Consider the following 19,079-nt stretch of genomic DNA (forward strand, 5'->3'; position numbering starts at 1 on the left):
AGGCGCGATTGTCCGCGAAGCAAGCGGAACAGGTCACGCACTAATTTGCTGATAACATGAACGCCCGAGCGTAAAACAACCGAGACCGTGATGAGCCAACCCTGGAGCCCTGACAGCTGGCGCGCCCTGCCGATCCAGCAACAACCCCACTACCCCGACGCGGCGCATTTGCTGCAGGTCGAGCAAACCCTGGCGAGTTATCCGCCCCTGGTGTTTGCCGGTGAGGCCCGGGAGTTGCGCCGTCAGTTTGCCCAGGTCACCCAGGGCCGTGCGTTTCTGTTGCAAGGTGGCGACTGCGCCGAAAGCTTTGCCGAGTTCTCCGCCGCAAAAATTCGCGACACCTTTAAAGTCCTGCTGCAAATGGCGATCGTCATGACCTTCGCCGCCGGTTGCCCGGTGGTCAAGGTCGGGCGCATGGCCGGCCAGTTCGCCAAGCCGCGCTCGGCCAACGACGAAACCATCGATGGCGTGACCCTGCCCGCCTACCGTGGCGACATCGTCAACGGCATCGGTTTCGACGAAAAAAGCCGCGTGCCGGACCCGGAGCGTCTGCTTCAGTCCTATCACCAGTCCACCGCCACCCTGAACCTGCTGCGTGCGTTCGCTCAGGGCGGTTTCGCCGACCTGCATCAGGTACACAAGTGGAACCTGGATTTCATCGCCAACTCCGCACTGGCCGAGAAATACAGCCACCTGGCCGATCGCATCGATGAAACCCTGGCATTCATGCGCGCCTGCGGCATGGACAGTTCGCCGCAATTGCGCGAAACCAGTTTCTTCACCGCCCACGAGGCGCTGCTGCTCAATTATGAAGAAGCCTTCGTGCGCCGCGACAGCCTGACCAACGATTACTACGATTGCTCGGCGCACATGCTGTGGATCGGCGATCGCACCCGTCAGCTCGACGGCGCCCACGTTGAATTCCTGCGCGGTGTGAACAACCCGATCGGGGTCAAGGTCGGCCCGAGCATGAACCCCGAAGACCTGATTCGCCTGATCGACGTGCTCAACCCGGACAATGACCCGGGCCGCTTGAACCTGATCGCACGCATGGGCGCGAACAAGGTCGGCGATCACTTGCCGGCGTTGATCCGCGCGGTGCAGCGTGAAGGCAAGCAAGTGCTCTGGAGCTCCGACCCGATGCACGGCAACACCATCAAGGCCAGCAGCGGCTACAAGACCCGCGACTTCGCGCAGATCCTCGGTGAGGTGAAGCAGTTCTTCCAGGTTCACGAAGCGGAAGGCAGCTACGCCGGCGGTATCCACATCGAGATGACCGGGCAGAATGTGACCGAGTGCATTGGTGGCGCGCGGCCGATTACAGAAGACGGGTTGTCGGACCGGTATCACACCCATTGCGACCCGCGAATGAATGCGGATCAGTCGTTGGAGTTGGCGTTTCTGATTGCCGAGACGCTGAAGCAAGTCCGGCGGTGAATCGCGTCGCTCCCACAGAGATTGCGCTGAACCTGTGGGAGCGAGCCTGCTCGCGATGGCGCCAGTTCAAACAACACTGAGTTGTGCCAATGCCACCCGCAACCGCGCCGCACTCGCCCGCGGGCAATTCAGCTGAACCTGCGCAAGCCCCAGCCAGTCCGCCATCTGCCGCAGATTGACCGCCAACGCCAGCATCCCCTCGTCATCCAGCCCCGGCTCTTCCTCATGCACAGCGTGCACAGCCAGCCGGCCCAATGCTCGCTCGGCGCGCAAATCCACCCGCGCGGCGATCCGTTCATTGTGCAAAAACGGCAGCACGTAATAGCCGTACACCCGCTTGTCCTGCGGCGTGTAGATCTCCAGTCGATAACGGAAATCGAACAACCGCTCGGTCCGGCTGCGCTCCCAGATCAGCGAATCAAACGGCGACAACAGCGCACTGGACTCGACCTTGCGCGGCACTTTCGGCTCGGGCAGGCAATAGGCTGGTTGCCGCCAGCCCTGCACCTCGCAGGTCAGCAATTCACCCGCCTCCACCAGTTCCGCCAGCCGCAGCCGGCTGTCTGCCGGGTTCAGGCGGAAATAATCGCGCAGGTCCTTTTCCGTGCCGACACCCAATGCCGTCGCAGCATGCAGCAACAGCCCGCGCTGGGCCTCGGCCTCACTGAGTAACGGCTGTTGCAGGATGGCCGAAGGAATCACCCGTTCCGGCAGATCGTAAAGCCGCTCGAATCCACGGCGCCCGGCAACCGTCACTTCACCGGCGGCGAACAGCCATTCCAGCGCATGTTTTTCAGCGCTCCAGTCCCACCATGGCCCGGCCCGCTCCTGACGAGTCGACAGACTTCCAGCCCCCAGTGCGCCAAGCTGCTGCACCGAGGCCAGCACCCGGCGAATCGTGTCCTGCTGCTCGCGACCGAAACGTGCCAGTTGCTGATAGATATCTTCGCCGCGCGTCGCACGCTGCATGCGCCAACGCATCAAGGGGTACATCGACAAGGGCAGCAACGACGCTTCATGGCCCCAATATTCGAACAACGTGCGCCGACGGCCCTGGCTCCAGGCGGCCTGATCAAGCAAATCGGGAGAGTAGTTTCCGAGGCGGGAAAACAAGGGAAGGTAGTGCGAACGCACCAACGCATTGACCGAATCGATCTGCAGGATGCCCAGGCGTTCGATCAGCCGGTTGAGCTGAACCGGTTTGATCGCCGCTGGCGGTTGCCGCCCGTTGAACCCTTGGGCGGCCAGCGCCAGACGTCGAGCCTGTTTGTTGGAAAAGGACAGCGTTGCGGGCATGAATACCTCCGTGTCTGCTCGCAACCTACCTCACCAAAGAGGGGTTTGTGTAGCGATGGCATCATCATTTATGCATCGGATCATCCCAGAACGGCCGGACCGATTCATGTTCCACATCTGCACGACTCACGCCGATGTCCTTCAGTGCTTCGTCGCTCAAGCTTGCCAGCAGTTCACGTTCACGGTGAAGTTCGTACCAGCGACTAAACTTGTGCAACAGATCGGATACCGCGTGGATTGAGAATTTTTCTTCCGTTACATGCTCGTTATGACCTTTCATCTTGCTGCCCTCCTTTAGGGATGGCTCAAGTCTCGCCTCAGCGCTAAGATCAATCCAACGAATGTTTCTGATGGTAACCATCTCGGAGATTGATGGATGTCGGCGTACCCTAGTATCGATACTGACGTGCTGCGCACCTTTGTCGCCATCGCCGACCAGGGCGGATTTACCCGCGCCGGTGAAATGGTCAACCGCACGCAGTCAGCGGTGAGCATGCAGATGAAGCGTCTGGAAGAAGACGTATTGCAGCGCCAGTTGTTCGAGCGGGATGGACGCCAGGTCAAGCTGACCGCCGAAGGCCAGGTCTTGCTGGGTTACGCGCGGCGCATCCTCAAACTTCACAGCGAAGTCTTCAATACGTTGCGTGAGCCGCACATGGTCGGCACCGTGCGCATCGGCACGCCCGACGATTACGTCATGCGCTTCCTGCCGGGGATCCTGTCGCGCTTCGCCCAGTTTTACCCGCTGATCCAGATCGAAGTTCACTGCGAATCAACCAAGCAATTGTTGCAACGCCAGGACCTGGACTTGTCCATCGTCACCCGCGAGCCCGGTACTGAAATCGGCCAATTGCTGCGCAAGGAACGTTTCGTCTGGGCCGAAGCACAATGCTTCAGCGCCCACGAGCAGACGCCGCTGCCCCTGGCGATGTTCAACAGTGATTGTTTCTGCAGGCTATGGGCATGCAATGCGCTGGACGCGATGGGCCGCGATTACCGCATTGCCTACAACAGTTCCAGCCTGTCGGCGTTGATGGCCGTGGTCAGTGCGGGCCTTGCAGTGACCGCGCAACTGGAAAGCCTGATCACGCCGGACATGCGCATCCTGGGAGAAGCCGAAGACCTGCCGCTGTTGCCGGAAGCCTGCATCATGCTGGTGCGCAACCTGCACAATCCGTCACCGATCACCGAGTGCCTGGCCGAGCACATCGTCGAAGGCTTCAAACTTTAAACGCGAGCATCACCGCGCACAGCACCAGGAAGCCGCAGAACAGCCCGCGCAATAGCCGCTCCGGCATGGCGTGGGCGATCTTCACGCCCCAACTGATGCTCATCAATCCGCCGACGGCCAACGGCAAACCGATCATCCAGTCCACTTGATGATGCATCGCGTACGTCACCAGTGTGACGCCGGTGCTGGGCAGCGCCAGAGCCAGCGACAAGCCTTGGGCCACCACCTGGGTGGTGCCGAACACGCTGGTCAATACCGGCGTCGCCACCACTGCCCCACCGACTCCAAACAACCCGCCCATGGTGCCGGACGCCGCACCGAGCACACCCAGCCATGGCCAGGAATAACGCATTTGTGCAGAGGCCGGCGCGTTGGCGGTGAACATGCGCACCAGGTTATAGGCCGACAGGACAATCAAGAACGCGACAAAGCCCACGCGCATGGTTTGCGCGTCGATGCCTACCGCCCAGATCGACCCGATCCACGCGAAGCAAAACCCCATTGCCGCCAATGGCAACGCGTGACGCATTTCGATGCGATTGCGCTGGTGATAACGCCACAGCGCCAGCATCACGTTGGGCACAACCATGACCAACGCCGTGCCTTGGGCTATTTGCTGATCGAGACCGAACAGCACGCCCAGCAACGGAATCGCGATCAAGCCACCGCCAATGCCGAATAGCCCGCCAAGGGTTCCTAAGGCTGCGCCGAAGACCAGATACATCACGAACTCAATCACAAGCGAATTTCCTTTTGTCAGGGCATTCATCCTACGCAGTCGGCGCTGGCGGGGAAACGCACAGCAACGCACAATGGCTGTGCCAACTTCGCATAAGCGCAGATACACCATGAACCCCAATCAATTGACTGAACAGCTCGGCCTGTTCCTCGATGTGCTGGAAACCGGGAGCTTTTCCGCTGCGTCCCGCCGCCATCCGTTGACGCCTTCGGCCGTGGCGCGGCGCATCGACAGCCTGGAAAATGCAGTCGGCAGCCAGCTGTTCATTCGCAGCACCCACGCGGTGCGCGCGACGCCTGCCGGCTTGGCGTTTGCCGAACGTGCGCGGCGCATCGTTGCGGAATTGCGCCTGGCTCGGGCTGAAGCCGTGTCCCTGAGCAGTGCACCGGAAGGCTTGATCCGCATCGATGCGCCCGCGGCGTTCGGCCGTCGGCACCTGGCACCGGTGATTGCCGACTTCTTGATGCTCTACCCCGGCCTGGACGTGCAGTTGCACTTGATCGACAGTTTTGTCGACATGCAAGGGCTGAACCTGGGCAAGGTTGACCTGGTGCTGCGCGCCGGGCAAATGGCCGACACGAGGCTGGTGGCCACGCCGCTGGCGAGTATGGTACGCATTGCCTGCGCCAGTCCCGAGTACCTCAAACGTCGCGGCGTCCCGACCGAGCCGGCGCAGTTGATCGAGCATGACGGTCTCGACTGGGACGGTCTGGCCCCGCCCTTCGCCTGGCGCTTCGAACGCGATGGGCACATGCACTTGCATCGCCCGGCGCGCATCCGCATGAGCGCCAACAATGCCGAGGCGCTGGTGTGTGGTGCATTGGCCGGGTTGGGCATCGCGCACTTGCCGACCTGGCTGGCCAGCGAGTACCTGTTGCGCGGCGAATTGCTGCCGCTGTTTTGTGAAAACGGCCTGCCACCTCCCGAATCCACCGGCATCTATGCGTTGCGTCTTGAGCAGCAACCCAATTCCCGCAGTCGCTTGTTGCTGGAATATCTGAAAACCCGCTTCAGCCCGATTCCGCCGTGGGACCTGGCGCTACAAAACACCCTGGACCGGCACTAGTCCAGAATTGTCTGGTGCATTAAAGATTCGTCCGCTAGATTCATGACGATTACTGATCAAGGCTTTGAAATGACCACCGAACGCAACACCCCGGATAACTGCGACCAGCTGCTGCTGGACAATCAGGCTTGCTTCGCCCTGCATTCCACCTCGCTGCTGATGACCAAGGTGTACAAGCCGCTGCTGCAAGCGCTGGGCCTGACCTATCCGCAGTATCTGGCGATGATGGTGTTGTGGGAGCGGGACGGGTTGACCGTAGGCGAAATCAGCACGCGACTGCTGACAGACCCCGGCTCACTGACGCCTTTGCTCAAACGCCTGGAGGTCGAGGGTTTGCTCAGTCGCACCCGCAGCCGTGAAGATGAACGGGTGGTGATTGTCGAGCTGACCGAACAAGGGCGCGCGTTGCGGGAGAAGGCGCGCGGCATTCCCCAATGCATCCTTGGTGCTAGCGGAATGACACTTGAGAGACTGCAGAAACTTCAAGCGGAGTTGCAAGAACTGCGCAGCAATCTGCAAGACAGCCTCTAACCTTCAAACCACCCCAGATCCCCTGTGGGAGCGGGCTTGATCGCGAAAGCGGTGTTGCCAGTCGACAAAAATGTTGCCTGATGCATCGCTTTCGCGAGCAAGCCCGCTCCCACATTTGTTTTGTGGTGTCCCTGTCGATCTCGCGTCCTCTTTCAAAAAAATTCTCCGCTGAAAAATCCTGCCGCGACCGCTCTAACTCGACACATCCAATCCGCTGCCCTCTCCAATCCAAAACTTTTTCAAAAATTTATCTTGCGCACTAAATATTGGCGCGATACATTCACTTCGCACTTACTTAGCGCGCAAACATTTAGCGCAAACCAATCAAACCCGAACGAGGCTTACACCATGCAAACTCTCTACACCGCAATCGCAACCTCCACTGGCGGCCGTGACGGTCGTGCGGTTTCCAGTGACAACATCCTCGACGTCAAACTCGCTACCCCCAAAGAACTCGGTGGTGCCGGTGGCGCTGCGACCAACCCTGAGCAACTGTTCGCTGCCGGCTACTCCGCTTGCTTCATCGGCGCGCTGAAGTTCGTCGCCAGCCAGACTAAACGCAGCATCCCGAACGACGCATCGATCACCGCCCATGTCGGCATCGGCCAGATCCCTGGCGGCTTCGGTCTGGACATCGATCTGCACATCAGCCTGCCGGGTCTTGAACAAGCCGACGCGCAAAGTCTGGTCGACGCAGCACACCAGGTCTGCCCGTACTCGAACGCGACCCGTGGCAACGTCGATGTGCGCCTGCACGTGACCGTCTAACTGCTGGCTACCAGGCCCAAACAGGAAACGAACATGAACACTTTCAGCAAAGTCTTGACCGGCACCCTTCTCGCTTTGTCCATCAGCAACGTGTTTGCAGGCGATGGGGTTGAACACAACACCCAGGCGTTCCTCGATGTCCTGAATGCCGGCACCGGCAAACCAATGGAACAACTCACCCCCAAAGAAGCCCGCGCGGTGCTGGTGGGTGCGCAAGCCTCGGTGAAACTGACACTGCCAAAAGCCGATGTCAGCGAGAAGACCATTCAAGTCGATGGCCAACCGCTCAGCCTGACCATCGTCCGGCCGGCCGGGGTCAAAGGCGAGCTGCCAGTGTTCATGTTCTTCCACGGCGGTGGCTGGGTGCTGGGGGACTTTCCGACCCACGAACGCCTGGTTCGCGACCTGGTGACGGGTTCGGGTGCGGTGGCGGTGTTCGTCAATTACACCCCGTCGCCGGAAGCGCATTACCCGGTGGCGATCAACCAGGCTTATGCCGCGACGAAATGGGTGGCCGAGCACGGTAAAGAGATCAACGTCGACGGCAAGCGCCTGGCCGTGGCCGGCAACAGCGTCGGTGGCAACATGGCGGCCGTGGTTGCGTTGATGGCCAAAGACAAGGGCACCCCGGCGATCAAGTTCCAGGTGCTGCTGTGGCCGGTGACGGACGCCAACTTCGAAACCGCGTCCTACAACCAGTTTGCCGAGGGGCACTTCCTCACCAAAAACATGATGAAGTGGTTCTGGGACAATTACACCGCCGACGCCAAGCAGCGTAACGAGATCTACGCCTCACCGCTGCGGGCAACCACCGCGCAACTGAAGGGCTTGCCACCTGCCCTGGTGCAGACAGCCGGTGCCGACGTGTTGCGCGATGAAGGTGAAGCTTATGCGCGCAAACTGGACGAGGCTGGCGTGCCGGTCACAGCGGTTCGCTACAACGGCATGATTCACGACTACGGTTTGTTGAATGTGGTGAGCCAGGTTCCAGCAGTACGCTCGGCGATGCAGCAGGCGTCGGAAGAACTGAAACAACACCTGAAGAAATAACACAGGTCAAAATGCGGGAGCGGCGGTGCGACGATTCGACTTGCTCGCTCCCACAGTGTTCATGGTTGAGCCTGAAACTGCGCCCACAAAAAAGCCCGACTCAATGGTCGGGCTTTTTCATTCCTCAAGCGGTGCTTATTTAGCACGGCCTTTGTAGGAACCGCCTTCGCGGGTATCGATCTCGATCATATCGCCGATTTCGATGAAGTCAGCAACCGACAGCTCGGTACCGTTCTTCAGTTTGGCAGGCTTCATCACCTTGCCGGAAGTGTCACCGCGAGCGGAACCTTCGGTGTAGTCAACCTGACGCACGATGGTGGTCGGCAGTTCTACGGAAACCAGACGCTCTTCGAAGAAGATCGCTTCGCAAACATCGGTCATGCCTTCTTCAACGAAAGGCAGAACGGCTTCGATGTCTTCAGCGTTCAGCTCGTACATGGTGTAGTCGGTGGTGTCCATGAACGTGTAGGTGTCGCCGCTGATGAAGGACAGGGTCGCTTCTTTGCGGTCGAGGATTACGTCGTCCAGTTTGTCGTCGGCGCTGTAAACGATCTCGGTCTTGTAACCGGTCAGCAGGTTTTTCAGCTTGGTCTTCATGATCGCGCTGTTACGACCGGATTTGGTGAATTCAGCTTTCTGAACCAGCCAAGGATCGTTTTCGAGACGGATCACGGTACCGGGTTTCAGTTCTTTACCAGTTTTCATTGCGAATATCCGAATTTGGATGGGATTTACAAAAATCTAGGCCGCGTATCATATCCAATTTACATAAAACTGTACCAGCGCTGCGGCAAGATCAGCCTGCAAGGCTTGTTCCAGACACCACGTCTCGGCGTGTTTTTGCAGCTCCGGCCAGTGTTTGCAGGTCGCTAACCAATGGTCGGACATATCATGACCCGCATTCCACGCACGCCAAAGACCGCTGATCGCCTCGCTGGCGGGCCCGGACAGGCCTTGGGTGTACAGAGCCAGGAAGGCGTCGAGCTTGTCCAGATGGATATCTTCGTCCTGCTGATAGATGTGCCAGAGCAGCGGCCGCCCTGCCCATTGCGCGCGAACAAAGGAATCTTCGCCGCGCACGGCGTTGAAATCGCAGCACCACAGCAAATGATCGTATTGATCCTGTCGGACGAACGGCAGGACTTGCACGGTCAATTCACCGCGCACGTGCACCGCGCCTGCCGCCAGTTGATCGACACCCAGCCAGCATTCGACATCCCCGAGAATCCGGCTTTCGGGCACCAGCAGATGCGTGGGAATCGAATCGGCGGCCAGCACGTCCAGCCAACTGGCCAATCCGCTGTTTTCGTAGGCAAACAGTGAGATCAGTTGAGCGTTCGGTGCGCGATCGATCCCCAGGCCTTGCAGGAATTCGCGCTGGGCTTCGGGGTTTTGCTGAAACTGCTGGCGACGTTCAAGCAATCCGTTTTCGCGCAGCAAGCCACCCGTGCCTTTCTGGAACCCCGGAAAGAAGAAGTACTTCTGCACGCTCTTGTACTTCACCGATGGCAAACCGTGACAGCCGATCACCCAGTCTTCGGCGCTCAGGTAGTCGAGGTTCATCCACAGCGGCGGCTTTTCCCGCGAGGCCATGGCGTCCATGTAGGCGCTCGGCAACTGGCAGGCGAACGCGGCGATCACCACATCAGCCGCTTCAGCGGGTTGCCATTCGGTGGGCCACTGACACACCTCCACACCCTGCTGCCATTGCTGCGTGGCGCTGATGTCGATTTCCGGACAGATGCGTTCGAAGGCCCGCAGGTCATCGACCCACAAGCGCACCTCCACGGCATGCTCGGCCACCAGTTGTCGGGCCAGGCGCCAGGTCACACCGATGTCGCCAAAGTTGTCGACCACGGTGCAAAAAATATCCCAGCGGGTTTTCACTTGAGGCATTTCAGGCATTCCAGGCTCCCGTTGGCAAAGGCGCCGATTGTCCGCATAAATTACCTCGCGCAGAAGAGCCGACGGCGATTAATCTTCGTGCGACAATCGCCACTCGCCCGCGACCACCCGCCAGGAGGCAGCCATGCCCTACCGTCCCAACCCGCGCCGTCCGTTGCCGATTCAGCTCAATGCGCTGCAATTGACCGGCAGCATTGCCCTCGGTCTGTGGCTTGGATTCCTCGCAATCGCGCTGACTTGCTGGCTCGCCTCGCGCCTGCTGTTCAGCGAGCAACTCGCGCCAGTCGCCGCCGCGGTAGAGCAACTGGCCAAGCCGCCGGTGGTAGTGCAACCGGTGCCGGACATCCCGCCGCAGAGCCCACTGTTCGAACAGTATGAAGAGAACCTGCGCAAGAACGAGCAGCAGCAACGCATGGATCAGGCCCGCAGCAGCGGCCGCAATCTGTCCAATCCGAAATGCCAGTTGTGGCTGCAACAGGACAAGACCGCGCCGAGCGAAAAAAGCCGCGCCAACGTTCTGCAATTCTGCGACTGACCATGAAGCTCTCTATGCACAAGCCAGCCGTCCACCGACTGATTATCGACAAGCTTCGGGTCGATCTCGACATCGCCGAGCGTGCCGCGCAAACCGCTTACGAAACCGCGACCCACGAAGAAAACATCGCCGAAAACAAGTACGACACCCTAGGCCTGGAGGCGTCTTATCTGGCTGCCGGACAGGCCAAACGCGTGGAAGAAATCAGGCAGTCACTGACGTTGTGCCAGAACCTGACCTTGCGTCCTTATGACGAACAACGCGGGATCGAAGTCGGCGCCCTGCTCGGCCTGGAAGACGAAAAGGGGCGTGAGCAATGGCTGTTCCTGGCCCCTGACGCGGCGGGCCTGAAAGTCGATATGGTCGGGCAAATGATCACTGTCATCACCCCTCGCTCGCCGCTGGGCAAAAGCCTGCTGGGCAAGTTCGAAGGGGACGAAGTGGAGATTCTGGTGGCGGGCGCTCGGCAACAGTTTGCTGTCACCGAGGTGATCTAAACAGGGTTAGTGGACCGGCAGTTCGACGCCGTCGAACAGCTCTTCCAGTTCCTGTTTGTTGTGGCACTGAATGGCCTTGGCCATGACTTCTCGGGTCAGGTGCGGCGCGAACTTCTCGATGAAATCGCACATGAAACCACGCAGGAAAGTGCCGCGACGGAAACCGATTTTAGTGATGCTGGATTCGAACAAGTCGCTGGCGTCGAGCATCACGAGGTCGCTGTCGAGTTTGGCGTCGACGGCCATTTTCGCCACGATGCCCACGCCCAGGCCCAGGCGAACGTAAGTCTTGATCACGTCGGCGTCGGCGGCGGTGAACACCACTTTCGGTGTCAGGCCGCGATGGCTGAAGGCTTCGTCGAGTTTTGAACGACCGGTAAAACCGAACACGTACGTCACGATCGGGTATTCGGCCAGGGCTTCCAGGGACAGCTTCGACAGCTTGGTCAGCGGGTGGCCCTGAGGCACGACCACGCAACGGTTCCAGCGGTAGCACGGCATCATCACCAGGTCACCGAACAGTTCCAGCGCTTCGGTGGCGATGGCGAAATCCACGGTGCCGTCTGCGGCCATTTCGGCGATTTGCATCGGCGAACCCTGATGCATGTGCAGGGCAACGTCCGGGTATTGCTTGATGAAATTGCTGATCACTGGTGGCAACGCATAACGTGCCTGAGTGTGCGTGGTGGCGATCGACAGGGTGCCTTTCTTCTCGTTGGAGAATTCCTGGGCGATCTGCTTGATGCTTTCAACCTTGCGCAGGATCTCGCCGGCGGTGGTGATGATGCGCTCGCCGGCCGGAGTGACGCGGGTCAGGTGCTTGCCGCTGCGGGCAAAAACCTCGACGCCCAATTCGTCTTCCAGCAGACGGATCTGCTTGCTGATGCCCGGTTGCGAGGTGTAAAGGCTTTGGGCTGTAGCGGAAACGTTGAGGTCGTGGTGCGCCACTTCCCAGATGTAGCGCAGTTGTTGAAGCTTCATATGAATCCCTCAAAGCAAGGTAGACGCCACGGGCATCAGCGACGGTATATAACTATATTAATGGCTTGAAGAATAAATCTAGAACTTTTTTGTCAAATTGCCACTATTCGCTTTCTAGCGATCCCCTTGGCGACGACGTTCAACGAGTGGCACCAGATAAACCGGCACCCGAGACAGTTGCAACACCCGCGCAGCGGTCCTGCCCAGAGGCGTTTCCGCGCCAGCACCATGGCTATGACTACCTACGATCAACAAATCCACGGAGAGTTTCTGCGCCTGGTCGAGAATCACCTGCGATGGGTCACCCTGCAGCACTCGCACCGCTTTGATCCGCTCCAGATCCTGCTCCCCTTCATCCCCCAACTCTTCACGAAAGCTGTCGAGCACCCGCTGCTCAATATTGGCGATCACCGTGCTCAGGCCCTGACTGTGAAACTCGTTCAAGGCCTGCTCATCGAGGTAACTCTGCAGCACTGATTCGGCAAACAACCCCATGGGCTCAACGGCGTGTACCACATACAAGTCGGCATTGAATGTCCGCGCCAGCGCCAAGGCATGCTGCATCACCAACGGTGCATACAGACCGAGGTCAGTGGCATACAGCATCGAATGAATCATATGACCTCCTCGCGTGCCAACATGGCGGAGATTTGATTCAGCTTAGCAGTGCCTTGGCGAGTACGACGGCCCGCGTAACGCGTTGAACCGCGGGCTTAAACCTTTTGCTCGTTGCTTATGCCGTGGGGCACGTGGCCGGTGGCGACCACCTCGCGGGCCAGCTCGCAATGACCGGCCTGATCGTCGAAAAACACGTCGGCGGCAAACGCTTCGAGGAATGCCGACTTGGTCAGGCCACCCAGAAACAGCGACTCGTCCAGACGAATGTCCCATTCGCGCAACGTGCGGATCACCCGTTCATGGGCCGGCGCCGACCGTGCCGTCACCAGGGCGGTGCGGATCGGACAGGCGTCATCAGGAAACTCGCGCTGCAACAGATTGAGGGCGGCGAGAAAACCTTTGAACGGCCCACCGCGCAAAGGCTCGCGAGCCGATTCGCGCTCGCTGGCCTGAAACGCTTCCAGGCCGCCGGACTGATAGATCCGCTCGGACTCGTCGGAAAACAGCACCGCATCACCGTCGAAGGCGATGCGCAATTCATCGCTGGCCGCACGGCTGGCACCGCCCGACAGAATGGTCGCTGCAGCGAACCCGGCATCCAGCGCGCTGCGCACGTCTTCGGCGTGGGTGGAGAGAAACAGGTCGCAGCCAAAGGCCTTGAGGTACGGATAGGGACTGCGACCGCCGACAAACGCCGCGCGGGAAATCGCCAGGCCATAGTGATCAATCGAGTTGAATACGCGCAGGCCGGTGTCCGCGCTGTTGCGCGACACCAGGATCACCTCGACCCGGGCGCGTCCAAGACTGGCATTAAGGTTCAGGAGTTTTTGCACCAACGGAAACGCATCCCCGGGCTCGAGGATTTCGTCTTCGTGTTCAATCTGATATTGCCGGTAGGCCTCGACGCCGCTCGACAGATAGACCTTGTGACTTTCGCTCAGGTCGAACAGCGCTCGCGACGAAATCGCCAGCACCAGTTTGTCGTCAATCGTCTTTGCCATGCCCTTCCCCCTCAGGTTGATCGACTCACGTGTTGCGTCGATCGATAAAGCTCAAGCTGCGATACAAGGCTTCGATTCGCGGCAATTCGCATCCCGCCGTTTTTGCCGCCGCCAGCGGTCGCGCATAAATCGCCTGGAGTTCCAGCGGTCGTTTGTGCAGGAAATCGTGGTACATGCTCGGCCAATAGTCGGGCATTTTCTCGGTCATCATGAACAAAAAGTCCGCGTAACCGGCCGGCATTTCGTGACCGCAAGCCTTGGCGCCCTGAACCACTTCGGCCATCAAGGCCTTGATCAGTTCCCGGCTGTCGGCATCGGCCATCAACGGCGTGGTGCCCGCGCCAAGCAGTACCGACAGTCCGTTGTAAGGGATATTCCAGACCAGTTTCTGCCAGCGCGCCTGATGCAGGTTCGCCATGGCCTGTGAGTCGATGCCGGCACTGCGGAACAACCCGGCGCCCTCCTCGACTATCGCCATGCGCGCCTGTTCATCGGTGGCGGGGCCACTGTGGTAGCCGACATTCACCGCGCCAAGGGCCTGATGAGTGATCGCCCCCGGACCGGTGCGATGGACGCAAATCAGGCAGAGCCCGCCGAGCAGGTGCAGCGTATCCGGGAGCAAGGCTCGCAGACTGTCTTCGACATCCAGGCCATTTTGCAGGAGCAAGACTTTGGCATTCGGCGCGGCGGCTTGAAGGATAGCGGGCGCCAGGTCTGCGTTGCTGGTGGTTTTCGCACCGACCAGCAACCAGTCGCAAGGCGGCATGTCTTCGGCCGACGAATAGGCCTGGACCGGATTCAATGTCAGCGCACCGTGTACCGCGCTGTCGACTTGCAACCCGCGTTCGGCGACCGCTGCAAATTCACTGCGCAACAAAAAGTGAACATCGAAACCGGCACGCGCCAGCATCACCCCGTAGAAACCGCCGATCGCGCCGGTTCCGATAATACCGATTGTCGGTTTGGCAACTGCCTCCATCATGGCAACTCCTCTGCATCACGACTGAGCGCCCGGCGCACGGCTTCATTGAGCCCGGTGCTGGTCAGGCGCGACTGTACTGGCCCGAAAAACTCGCCGTCGCGCACCACAAACAGCGCCGGCAAATGGAAAACCTGATAACGCTCGACCAACCCGCCATTGTCCCCGGCATCGATCCAGCACAGCCGGTCGATCGCCAGTTCGAGTCGCGGCAATTGCTCCCGGGCAAACCGGCAACTGGCGCAGCCGACACTGGTAAAAATCACCAGCGACACACCGCTCATCGCCAGCAGCCGTTGGTCGGCGTCGAAATCGGTCAGTTCCGATTCGACCACTATACTGGGGGAAACAATGTCAGATGGCCGACACATGGAGTCCGTGTTCATGGGACGTTTTTTACCTCACCCTGACGATGTGCCCGTCGAATTAACGTTGCTCAAGCATGAGTGCATTTCGCGGCAACGGCTGCACACTATCAGCCTCGGCGGCATGGCTTGCAATTACCACCGCGCCTGGCGCCACGGTACGGCGCTGGAAGTGCGCATGCCAACCCTGAATCCCGATTTGCGCTACCTGGGTTATGTAGCCTGGTGCCTGCGACGCAAGCATGGGTATCTGGTGGGCATTGCGTTCGTCGACGAACAGATGCTGTTCAGTGCGCGAATGGGCGAACAGGTCTGCCAGATCGAGCGTTATTGCCGCCTGCGTGACGCACACGATGACCTGCAGGATATTCAGGCCCTGGCCCTCGACTGGGTCCAGCAGCATGCCGACGAGTTCTCCCACGACACGGTTCGCAAGGCATTTGCACAGCCAGCATTGGGTTAGGCGACGCTCTCAATTAGTGAGAAAGCCCCTAAAACCGGTGTCTGCCCATTGTCGAGCAGGCGCTTAACGCGCTAAGGTTCGGCTCCCCGACGCGCTTAATTTGCTGTGCTCCGCCGCGCGGGTTCGCTGGCGGCCGGCACCCGTGACCTGACGAGTAAACGATGGCTGATTTACCGATCAACGACCTAAACGTCGCCTCCAACGAGACCCTGATCACTCCCGATCAGCTCAAGCGTGATATCCCTCTGAGCGACGCTGCCCTGCGCACCGTCACCAAGGGTCGCGAAGTCATTCGCAACATTCTTGATGGCACCGACCACCGCCTGTTCGTCGTGATCGGGCCTTGCTCGATCCACGACATCAAGGCAGCCCACGAATACGCCGAGCGCCTGAAAGTGCTCGCCGCAGAAGTGTCCGATACCCTGTATCTGGTCATGCGCGTGTATTTCGAGAAGCCACGCACCACCGTCGGCTGGAAAGGCTTGATCAACGACCCGTACCTGGACGACTCCTTCAAGATTCAGGACGGTCTGCACATCGGTCGTCAGTTGCTGCTGGACCTGGCCGAGATGGGCCTGCCGACCGCCACTGAAGCCCTTGATCCGATCTCCCCGCAATACTTGCAGGACCTGATCAGCTGGTCGGCCATCGGCGCGCGCACCACCGAATCCCAGACTCACCGTGAAATGGCGTCCGGCCTGTCTTCGGCCGTCGGCTTCAAGAACGGCACCGATGGCGGCCTGACGGTGGCGATCAACGCCCTGCAGTCGGTTTCCAGCCCGCACCGTTTCCTGGGTATCAACCAGGAAGGTGGCGTGTCGATCGTTACCACCAAGGGCAATGCCTACGGTCACGTGGTACTGCGCGGCGGCAACGGCAAGCCGAACTATGATTCGGTCAGCGTCGCACTCTGCGAGCAAGCGCTGAACAAGGCGAAGATCAAGCCGAACATCATGGTCGATTGCAGCCACGCCAACTCCAACAAGGACCCGGCCCTGCAACCGCTGGTGATGGAGAACGTCGCCAACCAGATCCTCGAAGGCAACCAGTCGATCATCGGCCTGATGGTCGAAAGTCACCTGAACTGGGGCTGCCAGGCCATCCCGAAAGACCTCGCCGACCTGCAATACGGCGTGTCGATCACCGATGCCTGCATCGATTGGTCTGCGACCGAAAACACCTTGCGCAGCATGCACGCCAAGCTCAAGGATGTGCTGCCGAAGCGCGCTCGCACCTGATCACGTTTCGCCGCACACAAAAACGCCGGGCTTAACCCGGCGTTTTTTTGTGTTCGTATTTTGCGTTTTGCGGTTACTGGCTCAGCTTGGCGGCATGCCGCTGGTGACGCTCCATGTAGCGCTCGACGTAAGAGCACGATGGAATGACGGTGTAACCCATTTCTTCAGCGTACTGCAGCGCCTGCTCGGTCAATGCCGCCGCGATGCCGCGACCACGCAACGCGTTAGGCACGAAGGTGCGATAGATATCCAGAGTCTGTTTCCCAAGATCCATATAGGTCAGGTAGGCACGATGACCGTCCACACTGGTCTCGAACTGATGACCAGCCTGGTCATGGTGGATGGACAACGCCTCGCTCATCACTACTCCTCGCGGGTCTTGAATTCTGACCCCTACCTTACCGATGTTTTTCCGGCGAAGGAACATCTACGCCACCCCGTGCCTGAATGGACACCGAGAAGAACTGCACCGATCTCGCGCAACCGGACACCCTCAAATAGTAGGCACCATTGGCAGAAATGCTCAAGATACGCTCGTCATCGGACTCAGGTGGCGGGTGCTGCTCCGGGTGACGCAGGGACGGCTCGACCGGAGATATCCGCGGGTCGATAGCCTGAACATTGCCGGATGTTGAGACTTAAGACGAACGCGCGCTCTTAAAGTCACCATCAAGATGGATAAAGATTATGAGAGCCGCTACGCAAAATCCGAACAAAAGTATGGACGAATCCATATAGGCAGACTTTAGCCAAGAATGAGAAAAACAGCGCTGAGTGCACGGAACTTTTTTTCGGCGGATCGCTCATCTCGGGCCTCCCAGCTGGATATTTTTTAAACAATGCAGTTAAAAGTTGCTCGAAAAAGAATCAACGCCTACAATTTTTTTTGCTTCTTGCTACACGTCAGTTTACTTACTAGAAGTAATGGGTAGTATGTACGCCGGCTATTTCCTCACTCTGAGGAGACAGCTACTTAATAGAAAGTCCTTGAAGGGGAACACGATGAACAACGTTCTGAAATTCTCTGCTCTGGCTCTGGCCGCAGTTCTGGCTACCGGTTGCAGCAGCGTATCGAAAGAAACCGAAGCACGTCTGACTGCTACTGAAGACGCAGCTGCTCGCTCCCAGGCTCGTGCAGACGAAGCTTACCGTAAAGCTGATGAAGCTCTGGCTGCTGCTCAAAAAGCACAACAGACTGCTGACGAAGCTAACGAGCGTGCTCTGCGCATGCTGGAAAAAGCTAGCCGCAAGTAATAGTCCTTCGGGATTGTTATCAAGCCGACCCATTTATGGGTCGGCTTTTTTATTGCCTGATATTTCCTGCCGGCAATAAAAAACCCACCGGCGCGGCCTGCGTCGGCGGGTTCTTTTCAAGCCTTACTGCAGCGGGTCAATCGGTGCAGTTGTCACCATCGGCGCGGAAGTGTTTGGTACTCCGATTTCCACCGGCAGGCCATCTTCAGCGGCAACCACGTCGCGGACCACGTCCCAGTTCATGCGCAGGTTATTGGTGATGTCCTCGCGCTTGAGCATCGCGTTGATCACAGCGGTGTGCTTGTCGACCACAGAAGGGTTGCCCTTGTCGTCCAGCGGCGTGTGCGCTTCCAGGTACACCTTGCCGCCACTGACGCCGAACTTGTACGGATCGCTGAGGATGCGTACCGAGGTACCGACCGGCACCATGCCCGCCATTTCCAGCACGTTGTTGTTGAACATGCGGAAGCAGCCGTGGCTGGTGCGCATGCCGATGCCGAACTTCTTGTTCGAGCCGTGGATCAGGTAGCCCGGCGTACCCAGGGTGAACTTGAACGGCCCCAGCGGGTTATCCGGGCCGGCCGGCACGACGTTCGGCAGCGGATCGCCATCAGCGGCGTGCTCGGCCTTGATCGACGCTGGAGGGGTCCAGGTCGGGTTCGGCGTCTTGGCAATGATGCTGGTGTGGGCAATCGGCGAGCCCCAGCCTTCACGACCGATACCCAGCGGGAAGGTGTAGACCACGTTCCGGCCTTTCGGGAAGTAGTAGAGGCGGTATTCAGCCAGGTTGATGACGATGCCTTCACGCGGGCCCGGCGGCAGGATGAAGCGCGTCGGCAGGACGATCTCGGTACCAGCGCCCGGCAACCATGGATCGACGCCAGGGTTGGCCGCGACCATTTCCGAATAGCCCAGATCGTAAGTGGTGCCGAGGTCGGCGAAGGTGTCTTCGTACTTGGCCTTGATTACTTGCACCTGGCCGACGATGTCTTCACCGGGCGGTGGCAGGGGCAGCTCCAGTGCGGCTACGGGGCCCGCCATACAAAGGGCGGCAAGAGACAGGCAGCGGGTAACGGCAGGAAAACGCGGCAACATCCGGAAAATCCTTCGCATGATCGACAAGGG

General features: G+C 59.3%; 23 protein-coding genes. 11 read left to right on the plus strand and 12 right to left on the minus strand.

The window, feature by feature from the left end; translation table 11 throughout:
• The first annotated feature begins 90 nt into the window (after positions 1-90).
• Positions 91-1,437 (plus strand): class II 3-deoxy-7-phosphoheptulonate synthase, encoded by a 1,347-nt coding sequence (locus DJ564_RS23055; protein WP_109633622.1) that lies wholly within the window; start codon positions 91-93, stop codon positions 1,435-1,437.
• A 66-nt stretch (positions 1,438-1,503) separates the two neighbouring features.
• Here DJ564_RS23055 and DJ564_RS23060 read toward each other — a convergent pair whose 3' ends face one another.
• Together DJ564_RS23060 and DJ564_RS23065 are read right to left on the minus strand one after the other, a co-directional pair.
• Positions 1,504-2,733: a winged helix-turn-helix domain-containing protein gene (locus DJ564_RS23060; RefSeq protein WP_109633623.1), complete on the minus strand. Its 1,230-nt coding sequence runs from the start codon at positions 2,731-2,733 to the stop codon at positions 1,504-1,506.
• A gap of 64 nt (positions 2,734-2,797) precedes the next feature.
• Positions 2,798-3,013: a DUF1127 domain-containing protein gene (locus DJ564_RS23065; RefSeq protein WP_010461302.1), complete on the minus strand. Its 216-nt coding sequence runs from the start codon at positions 3,011-3,013 to the stop codon at positions 2,798-2,800.
• A 96-nt stretch (positions 3,014-3,109) separates the two neighbouring features.
• Between DJ564_RS23065 and DJ564_RS23070 the strand changes: the two genes are divergently transcribed.
• The gene (locus tag DJ564_RS23070) at positions 3,110-3,964 is read left to right on the plus strand and encodes a LysR substrate-binding domain-containing protein (RefSeq protein WP_109633625.1); all 855 of its coding nucleotides are present in this window, start codon (positions 3,110-3,112) and stop codon (positions 3,962-3,964) included.
• Here DJ564_RS23070 and DJ564_RS23075 read toward each other — a convergent pair.
• Positions 3,954-4,688: a sulfite exporter TauE/SafE family protein gene (locus DJ564_RS23075; RefSeq protein WP_109636166.1), complete on the minus strand. Its 735-nt coding sequence runs from the start codon at positions 4,686-4,688 to the stop codon at positions 3,954-3,956. The genes DJ564_RS23070 and DJ564_RS23075 overlap by 11 nt on opposite strands.
• A 124-nt stretch (positions 4,689-4,812) precedes the next feature.
• Between DJ564_RS23075 and DJ564_RS23080 the strand changes: the two genes are divergently transcribed.
• From DJ564_RS23080 to DJ564_RS23095, 4 genes are all read left to right on the plus strand, one after another.
• A complete protein-coding gene (locus DJ564_RS23080) occupies positions 4,813-5,769 on the plus strand; it encodes a LysR family transcriptional regulator (protein WP_109633626.1) in 957 nt (318 codons plus the stop codon).
• A 69-nt stretch (positions 5,770-5,838) separates the two neighbouring features.
• Positions 5,839-6,300, plus strand: coding sequence for a MarR family winged helix-turn-helix transcriptional regulator (locus DJ564_RS23085; protein WP_109636168.1), 462 nt, complete (start codon positions 5,839-5,841; stop codon positions 6,298-6,300).
• A 348-nt stretch (positions 6,301-6,648) separates the two neighbouring features.
• Positions 6,649-7,068: an organic hydroperoxide resistance protein gene (locus DJ564_RS23090; protein WP_047527178.1), complete on the plus strand. Its 420-nt coding sequence runs from the start codon at positions 6,649-6,651 to the stop codon at positions 7,066-7,068.
• 33 nt (positions 7,069-7,101) lie between these two features.
• Positions 7,102-8,118: an alpha/beta hydrolase gene (locus DJ564_RS23095; RefSeq protein ID WP_109633627.1), complete on the plus strand. Its 1,017-nt coding sequence runs from the start codon at positions 7,102-7,104 to the stop codon at positions 8,116-8,118.
• Positions 8,119-8,253: 135 nt separating this feature from the next.
• Here the strand turns inward: DJ564_RS23095 and DJ564_RS23100 are convergent, their stop codons facing one another.
• Together DJ564_RS23100 and earP are read right to left on the minus strand one after the other, a co-directional pair.
• Positions 8,254-8,823, minus strand: a complete 570-nt coding sequence (locus DJ564_RS23100; protein ID WP_007943632.1) for an elongation factor P — start codon at positions 8,821-8,823, stop codon at positions 8,254-8,256.
• 48 nt (positions 8,824-8,871) lie between these two features.
• Positions 8,872-10,014, minus strand: a complete 1,143-nt coding sequence (gene earP, locus DJ564_RS23105; RefSeq protein WP_178082353.1) for an elongation factor P maturation arginine rhamnosyltransferase EarP — start codon at positions 10,012-10,014, stop codon at positions 8,872-8,874.
• Between the two features lie 133 nt (positions 10,015-10,147).
• On the opposite strand from earP, the gene DJ564_RS23110 reads away from it, so the two are divergent.
• A complete protein-coding gene (locus DJ564_RS23110) occupies positions 10,148-10,558 on the plus strand; it encodes a hypothetical protein (RefSeq protein ID WP_109633631.1) in 411 nt (136 codons plus the stop codon).
• 14 nt (positions 10,559-10,572) lie between these two features.
• Positions 10,573-11,055, plus strand: a complete 483-nt coding sequence (locus DJ564_RS23115; protein ID WP_109633633.1) for a GreA/GreB family elongation factor — start codon at positions 10,573-10,575, stop codon at positions 11,053-11,055.
• A gap of 6 nt (positions 11,056-11,061) precedes the next feature.
• Here the strand turns inward: DJ564_RS23115 and cysB are convergent, their stop codons facing one another.
• The 5 genes from cysB to DJ564_RS23140 form a co-directional block, all read right to left on the minus strand.
• Positions 11,062-12,036, minus strand: a complete 975-nt coding sequence (gene cysB / locus DJ564_RS23120; RefSeq protein ID WP_109633635.1) for an HTH-type transcriptional regulator CysB — start codon at positions 12,034-12,036, stop codon at positions 11,062-11,064.
• A 114-nt stretch (positions 12,037-12,150) separates the two neighbouring features.
• The gene (locus tag DJ564_RS23125) at positions 12,151-12,654 is read right to left on the minus strand and encodes a universal stress protein (RefSeq protein ID WP_094468374.1); all 504 of its coding nucleotides are present in this window, start codon (positions 12,652-12,654) and stop codon (positions 12,151-12,153) included.
• Between the two features lie 95 nt (positions 12,655-12,749).
• Positions 12,750-13,655 (minus strand): 5'-nucleotidase, encoded by a 906-nt coding sequence (locus tag DJ564_RS23130; RefSeq protein ID WP_109633637.1) that lies wholly within the window; start codon positions 13,653-13,655, stop codon positions 12,750-12,752.
• A gap of 25 nt (positions 13,656-13,680) precedes the next feature.
• Positions 13,681-14,637: a putative 2-dehydropantoate 2-reductase gene (locus DJ564_RS23135; protein ID WP_109633639.1), complete on the minus strand. Its 957-nt coding sequence runs from the start codon at positions 14,635-14,637 to the stop codon at positions 13,681-13,683.
• The gene (locus tag DJ564_RS23140) at positions 14,634-15,020 is read right to left on the minus strand and encodes a co-chaperone YbbN (protein ID WP_109633641.1); all 387 of its coding nucleotides are present in this window, start codon (positions 15,018-15,020) and stop codon (positions 14,634-14,636) included. The genes DJ564_RS23135 and DJ564_RS23140 overlap by 4 nt, the downstream gene beginning before the upstream one ends.
• Here DJ564_RS23140 and DJ564_RS23145 point away from each other — a divergent pair.
• Positions 15,019-15,462, plus strand: a complete 444-nt coding sequence (locus DJ564_RS23145; RefSeq protein WP_109633643.1) for a PilZ domain-containing protein — start codon at positions 15,019-15,021, stop codon at positions 15,460-15,462. The genes DJ564_RS23140 and DJ564_RS23145 overlap by 2 nt on opposite strands.
• Positions 15,463-15,623: 161 nt before the next feature.
• Positions 15,624-16,700 (plus strand): 3-deoxy-7-phosphoheptulonate synthase, encoded by a 1,077-nt coding sequence (locus DJ564_RS23150; RefSeq protein WP_017339811.1) that lies wholly within the window; start codon positions 15,624-15,626, stop codon positions 16,698-16,700.
• A 73-nt stretch (positions 16,701-16,773) separates the two neighbouring features.
• Here DJ564_RS23150 and DJ564_RS23155 read toward each other — a convergent pair whose 3' ends face one another.
• A complete protein-coding gene (locus DJ564_RS23155) occupies positions 16,774-17,061 on the minus strand; it encodes a GNAT family N-acetyltransferase (protein ID WP_109633645.1) in 288 nt (95 codons plus the stop codon).
• A gap of 641 nt (positions 17,062-17,702) precedes the next feature.
• Here DJ564_RS23155 and oprI point away from each other — a divergent pair.
• On the plus strand, positions 17,703-17,954 hold the full coding sequence (oprI, locus tag DJ564_RS23160) for an outer membrane lipoprotei OprI (RefSeq protein ID WP_003172710.1): 252 nt from the start codon (positions 17,703-17,705) through the stop codon (positions 17,952-17,954).
• A 123-nt stretch (positions 17,955-18,077) separates the two neighbouring features.
• On the opposite strand, the gene DJ564_RS23165 is transcribed toward oprI, so the two are convergent.
• Positions 18,078-19,049 (minus strand): L,D-transpeptidase family protein, encoded by a 972-nt coding sequence (locus DJ564_RS23165; protein WP_109633646.1) that lies wholly within the window; start codon positions 19,047-19,049, stop codon positions 18,078-18,080.
• Positions 19,050-19,079: the final 30 nt, after the last annotated feature.

The organism is Pseudomonas sp. 31-12, from assembly GCF_003151075.1.
Classification (GTDB): Bacteria; Pseudomonadota; Gammaproteobacteria; order Pseudomonadales; family Pseudomonadaceae; genus Aquipseudomonas.